The following is a 4,292-nucleotide window of genomic DNA, read 5'->3' as shown; positions in this document are numbered from 1 at the left end:
GAGGCGTTGAAGTTTCGCGGGCATCTTTCGCATCCGGTGGGCATGGCGGTGCATGATGTCGGAGATTACAAGAAAAGTTTGTTGCAGCCCGGGATGGTTTTCTCCATCGATCCGATGATTTGGATTCCGGAGGAGAAACAATATGTGCGCATCGAGGAGGTCGTGGCTGTCACGGAAACCGGCGTGGAGAATTTCAGCGATTTCGTGCCGGCGGAACTGGATGAAATCGAGAACCTCATGAAGGAAGAGGGCGTTTTGCAGAAGCGGCCGGCGTCGCCGATGCCGATCACTAGCCCGTGAGTTGGCCGTTAATTGCGGCGGTATGTGCGGCTCATGTTTTAAAATCGTGCAAGACCGGGATGATTTATCAAGGAGCGGCGATAAACATTTTGAACAAAATATCACCTTGTGCTCGTTTACCTATTCTGAAACATGCGAGGATTTGCCATGTTCACGTTCGAGCAAGACACTCTCGATGGCGCGGTCCGGCTGCAGTTGACCAATACAAAAACCGGCGAACGCGTCACGTTCATGCCCGAGTTTGGCGGGAACGTCAATTCCTTGATCCTGGCGAAGGGGAAGAAGCTTTATCCCATTATTCAAGGCTACAAAAAGCGCAGCGATTTCATCAGCGATCAGCATTGCAAAAGCTGGCACTTGATTCCTTTTCCCCATCGCGTTAAAGACGGGCAGTATTTTTTTCAGGATCATGTTTACCAGCTTCCCGTCAACGAGGCGGATCGGCATCATGCCCGGCACGGGTTTTACGCCCATCGCCACTTGCAGATCGAGAGCGTGCGCGAGGAAGCGGACAGCATTTCGCTGCGCTTGGGCGATAAATATCTTGGCGAAATTCCCGGTTATCCTTTTCTCTTCCGTACCGACATCACCTACACCTTGCACGCCGAACGAGGCTTTATCTGCACTACGGAAATCAAAAACATCGACACCAATACCATGCCGCTGGGCGCGGGCTGGCATCCCTACTTCAAAATCGGCGGCTCGGTGGATGAGCTGATGCTGCGTTTGCCGACGGCCTACAAGGTCGAGCTTGATCAGCGCATGCTGCCCACCGGCATGCTGGATGAAACCCCCGCGTTTCAAGATTTCGTTGCGCTGCGCGGTTTGCGGCTCGACACCCTTTTTCAGTTTGCGCCGCACGACGACGGCATTGCCGCGCTCGAGCTTTATCATCCGCAGCTCAACTTGCGCCTGCAATTCGGCTTGGAAATCGGGCCGCAAAAATACAATTTCATCTACCTCTACATTCCACCGTCACGCGACGCCATTGCCGTCAATCCCATGACGTGCAACAGTGATGCCTTCAATAGCGGCGAAGGGCTTATCGTGCTGGCTTCGGGAGAGACGTTTCGGGGAACCTGCGGCATTCGCCTGGCCTGAAAGCGCCGTTTCATGAGATCAAATTTTTGAGCACAAAAAAGACGTTGGCGGGACGCTCGGCCAGCCGGCGCACGTACCACGGAAACCAGTAGCTGCCGTAACTGATCAGCACGCGCATGCGGTAACCCGCAGCCGCCAGGCGCAATTGTTCCGGCGTTTGAATGCCGTAGAGCAATTGGAATTCATAATCGTTTTTAGTCAAGCCGGCTGCTTCCGCCGCGCGTTGAATTTTGGGGATCAAGACTTTGTCATGCGTGGCAATGCCGACTGTGACGCCGTGCGTTTTTACGTGGCCGAATAAGAATTGCGCGAGCGCAAGATAGTTTGCATCGACGCGCGCTTTTTCGGGATAAGCAATGTCGGCCGGTTCCATGTAAGCACCCTTCACCAGGCGAATAGCGGGCGAAAGCGACAGCAGGTCTGAGAGATCGTCCTTCGTTCTGTAGAGATAGGCCTGCACACAAACGCCGACATTGGCATATTGCCGGCGAATTTTTTTGTAGAGGGACAGCGTGCGGTCGACGTACATGCTTTGTTCCATATCAACCCAGACCCAGTTGTTGAACGCCGCCGCGCGCGCGACGATGGCCGTGAGATTCTGCAGGCATAGTTCTTCGTCAAAATCAAGGCCGAGCTGCGTGAGCTTGACGGAAATGTAGGCGTCGAGAGCACGCTGTTGAATTTGCGGCAGGGCCTCCACATAATGTTGCGTGACTTCGCGCGTTTCCGCGTTTTGTGAAACATTTTCACCGAGACGCGTGAGAATGGTGGTAATGTTGTTTGCACGCAGGTTTTCCGCGGCTTGCAAAGCATCTGCCAGCTCCTCGCCCGGCATGAAGCGCGACACCGCGCGCCGGATGAAAAGATAGCGCGGCAAAGCCTGGCGCAGTTTGCGATTCTCTGAGATCCACAGCAACGTTTGACGGGCCAAACTCATGATCGTTCTCCTCCGTTAGCGATAGGGTGTTTGAGTCCGGTTAAGATAAGCCCTTTGGCTTAAAAATCAACTGGGCGCGGTATTAAAGCGGAATCCCCTGAAATAGTTTTACGCTGCGTCCACAGCAATAACGCCCGGCAAACGAACTCTCAAGTAAACGCTGCACAAGCGAGTGAATGATTTATGCGTGTTCTTCTGTTGTTTATTGACGGCCTCGGCATCGGCGACCGTGATTTCGAAAACAATCCGCTTGCGCGTTTTCAATCGCGCTATCTCGGCATTTTCAAAGATGCGCCGCGCCCGCGGCTGCCGCACACCGGCCGCGTTGTTCCAACGCGCGTGGACATGGAGGTGCCTGGCCTGCCGCAAAGCGCCACCGGGCAAACCGCATTGTTCACGGGGCAGAACGCCGCCGCCGCGGCCGGTCGCCACGTGTCCGCGTTGCCCACCCTCACGTTGCGACGCATGCTCGATGACGCCAGTCTCTTCAAACGCGTCGCGGCCTTGGGAAAGAAGGGCGTGTTTGCCAATGCGTTGTCACAGCAATATTTCGAGCGCCGCGGCGAACGTGTTTCTGCGAGCACGCGCGCGCTGCTGGCCGGCGGCTTTCCCTGGCTCACGATGGACGATTTGCGCGCCGGCCGCGCGGTCTCGCATGATCTCACCAACCAGTTTCTGCGCGACATGGGTGAAGAAGCGCCGTTGCGCACGCCAGCGGCAAGCGCGAAGATTCTCGTTGACCTCAGCCGTCAGGCGGATTTCACGCTGTTCGAATTTTTCATGACTGACATGGCCGGCCACAGCCGCAATCTTGAGGACGCCAAAACCGTTGTCGAGCGTCTTGACATTTTACTTGAAACCATTCTCACCCACACGGATTTGCAGCAAACCGTGGTTGTGCTCACCAGCGATCATGGCAATTTTGAAGACTTTTCGGTAAAAACGCATACGAAGAATCTGGTGCCGACTTGTTTTTGGGGTTTACCTGAAGAAATCACATTGCCGGATATGCTTCGCATCGAAGAAATCGCGCCGCGTTTGCTGGCATTGCTCACCCGGTGATCAGGGCAGCATTTATAAAAAATGCCGCGTGCCACGGGGGTATAAAACTTTATTCAAAAACCTCGAATTTCATAAATCAAGCTTGACTCTCGCAGGTTCATTCTATATATTGCGCGGCCATTTTTGAAAGCCACGATCTATTGAACCTTGCTGCGGCAAATCTGCCAAACGAAACCTACCTCTCTCCAAATTATTGTTGCAACGCCGGCAGTGCATGAATACTCTTGATGGTGGACAAAGTTGCGATGATTGGCGCACCTCACAATCAGCCGGAAAGATTTTGCGAAGCGCGTCCCAAAATGCGAAAGCCGTAACCGGCGAATTGCCGGCAGCATTAACAATTTTGAAATTGTATTCTCGCAAGCAGCGGGGATTGTCGGTATAGTAAACGCTGTGTTCTGGCAACCTAACAGGAATCACCCGTGTGCGGGGGAAAATCAGAAAGGCAAAACTGCCATGTGATCCGAACCTGCCGCAGATATGCGAGTGAATTCCTGCGGGTCTAGCGTTTGACATGGAGAGTTTAACAACGTTGTGCGATTGGTGCTTGCGATCCGAAAGACTGGCATAACCGCACTCCAAAACGATTTGCGCAACGTATCATCGTGCAACCATGATGAGGAGTATCATGAACATCCTTCCGGTAAAAATTTGCGGCATTACTCGCATGGAAGATGCGTTGCTCGCGGTGGAGTTGGGCGCCGCGGCCGTTGGTTTCGTCTTCTATCCCAAAAGCTCGCGCTGCATGGATGCCGAAGCGGCGCAGCGCATCGGCGAACAACTGCCGTCGCATGTGGCGCGCGTGGGCGTCTTCGTGAATCCCGATCCGGAAACGTTGCATCTCACCGCGGAAGTCGCCGCACTCACGCATATTCAATTGCACGGCGAGGAA

At 54.1% G+C, this 4,292-nt stretch carries 5 protein-coding genes; 4 read left to right on the top strand and 1 reads right to left on the bottom strand.

What is annotated here, in order from left to right; translation table 11 throughout:
* The coding region (locus FBQ85_27175) for a M24 family metallopeptidase (protein MDL1878816.1) at nt 1-300 on the top strand (300 nt) is incomplete at its 5' end.
* Nucleotides 301-432: 132 nt separating this feature from the next.
* On the top strand, nt 433-1,401 hold the full coding sequence (locus tag FBQ85_27170; protein MDL1878815.1) for a hypothetical protein: 969 nt from the start codon (nt 433-435) through the stop codon (nt 1,399-1,401).
* 10 nt (nt 1,402-1,411) lie between these two features.
* Here FBQ85_27170 and FBQ85_27165 read toward each other — a convergent pair whose 3' ends face one another.
* Nucleotides 1,412-2,338 carry a proline dehydrogenase gene (locus FBQ85_27165; GenBank protein MDL1878814.1) on the bottom strand — a complete coding sequence of 309 codons (927 nt, stop codon included), beginning with the start codon at nt 2,336-2,338 and terminating at the stop codon, nt 1,412-1,414.
* A gap of 183 nt (nt 2,339-2,521) precedes the next feature.
* Here FBQ85_27165 and FBQ85_27160 point away from each other — a divergent pair, with 183 nt between their 5' ends.
* On the top strand, nt 2,522-3,400 hold the full coding sequence (locus tag FBQ85_27160) for a hypothetical protein (protein MDL1878813.1): 879 nt from the start codon (nt 2,522-2,524) through the stop codon (nt 3,398-3,400).
* A gap of 613 nt (nt 3,401-4,013) precedes the next feature.
* Nucleotides 4,014-4,292: phosphoribosylanthranilate isomerase (locus tag FBQ85_27155; GenBank protein MDL1878812.1), on the top strand; the 279-nt coding region annotated here is incomplete at its 3' end.

The sequence above is a fragment of the Cytophagia bacterium CHB2 genome (genome assembly GCA_030263535.1).
In the GTDB taxonomy this organism is placed as follows: Bacteria; Zhuqueibacterota; Zhuqueibacteria; order Zhuqueibacterales; family Zhuqueibacteraceae; genus Coneutiohabitans.
The sequence above is the reverse complement of the archived record's forward strand: the minus strand, read 5'-3'. Positions and strand labels throughout refer to the sequence as shown.

What these genes read in the sequence shown, in the direction of transcription:
- FBQ85_27170 (MDL1878815.1), top strand. Translation starts at nt 433, where the DNA reads ATGCGAGGATTTGCCATGTTCACGTTCGAGCAAGACACTCTCGATGGC.
- FBQ85_27165 (MDL1878814.1), bottom strand. Translation starts at nt 2,338, where the DNA reads ATGAGTTTGGCCCGTCAAACGTTGCTGTGGATCTCAGAGAATCGCAAA.
- FBQ85_27160 (MDL1878813.1), top strand. Translation starts at nt 2,522, where the DNA reads ATGCGTGTTCTTCTGTTGTTTATTGACGGCCTCGGCATCGGCGACCGT.